2 protein-coding genes are annotated in these 1298 nt (G+C 58.0%); one reads left to right on the top strand and one right to left on the bottom strand.

The features are described 5' to 3' along the window. Positions 1-454: hypothetical protein (locus C0V72_RS16100; protein WP_234000000.1), on the top strand; the 454-nt coding region annotated here is incomplete at its 5' end. Positions 455-592: 138 nt separating this feature from the next. Here the strand turns inward: C0V72_RS16100 and C0V72_RS16095 are convergent. Continuing rightward, on the bottom strand, positions 593-1129 hold the full coding sequence (locus C0V72_RS16095; protein ID WP_101795132.1) for a sigma-70 family RNA polymerase sigma factor: 537 nt from the start codon (positions 1127-1129) through the stop codon (positions 593-595). Positions 1130-1298 lie beyond the last annotated feature (169 nt).

The following is a 1298-nucleotide window of genomic DNA, read 5'->3' as shown; positions in this document are numbered from 1 at the left end:
GCCGGCTTCTGATCCCTTGCATCAAAAGACACCCCCCTGTCCTCACTCGATGTCCCAGAAAAATCAAACTGGCCCGGCTTTCGCAACAGGTCTATTAACCTCTTCCGTCGCGGCCGCGTCCGTTAATTCAGGAGATAGACTGATGAATATTCTCAAATTTGCGCTCGTCGGGGCCAGCAGCCTGGCTCTTCTGGCTTGCAATCAGGCTCCTACCGCCGAAGCCGAGCAAAACGCCGACGCTCTCGAAGCAGGCGCCGATGATGTCCGCGAAAATGCTGATGCAACCGCAGACGTCATGGAAGACAAGGCTGACGACATGGATCAGCGCGTCGATGGCGTTGATTCGGCAGCCGAACAAGCCACTGAAGACCGGGCGCAGGCCGTCCGTGAACAAGGCGAGGCCAAGGCCGATGCCATGGAAAACAAGGCCGAAGCTGTTCGCGATCCCGAATAGTCATCGGATGTGATCTGACCCGCGCGATGACCGCGCAAGGATCCCCCAGCGGGCCCGTTCATTGAACGGGCCCGTTTTGCGTGATGTCGTGAAGCGGCACAGCATAGCGGAGACTGCTGCATCGTACAGCTGGCAGGATCAGACTGACGCTTCGGCGGGGGTCGCTTCGATCATCGCCTTGATGGCGGCCCGGCCACGATTGAGGCGGCTTTTCACGGTGCCGATATTGCATCCGGCAACGACCGCGGCGTCTTCATAGCTCATGCCCGCCCCGGCGATCAGCAGCAGCATTTCACGCTGCTGCGCTGGCAGTTTGAGCATCGCCTTGTTCACATCCTCAACATGGATGCCGGATTCCTGGGTTGGCTCTTGCACAAGGATGCGTTCGGCCGCTTCCGGATCCCAAACCGCAAACTGGTTGTGTTTGCGCGCGTTGCTGTAGAAGTGGTTGCGCAAAATCCTGAACATCCAGGCGCGGAAATTGGTGCCTGGGATAAAGGTGTGACGCGACGCCCAGGCGCGCATCATCGCTTCCTGCACCAGATCATCTGCGTAAACGCGATCCCGGCACAGCCCGCGCGCGAAGGCACGCAGTGCGGGGATCAGAGCAACCATATCCTTGCGGATATCATAGAGCTCAACGTCGGACGGGGCGGTTTGGGCATTGTCGGCCATCTATTTGGCTTTCGGCCGTTTGGGTTTGTCGGTCAACTTGGCCACCAAATCGCTGAAATCATCGGGAACATCTTAGACCTGTTGCGAAAGTGGGGATTAGGGGATTCCCGTTTGGCGTAAAATCTGATTCACGCTTTGGATGCAGAGGTTTTGCGCTGAGCGGCTGATA

The sequence above is a fragment of the Porphyrobacter sp. TH134 genome (assembly GCF_002855495.1).
GTDB lineage: Bacteria > Pseudomonadota > Alphaproteobacteria > Sphingomonadales > Sphingomonadaceae > Erythrobacter.
Note: the sequence above shows the minus strand (reverse complement) of the source record. Positions and strands in the feature narration are given on the sequence as shown.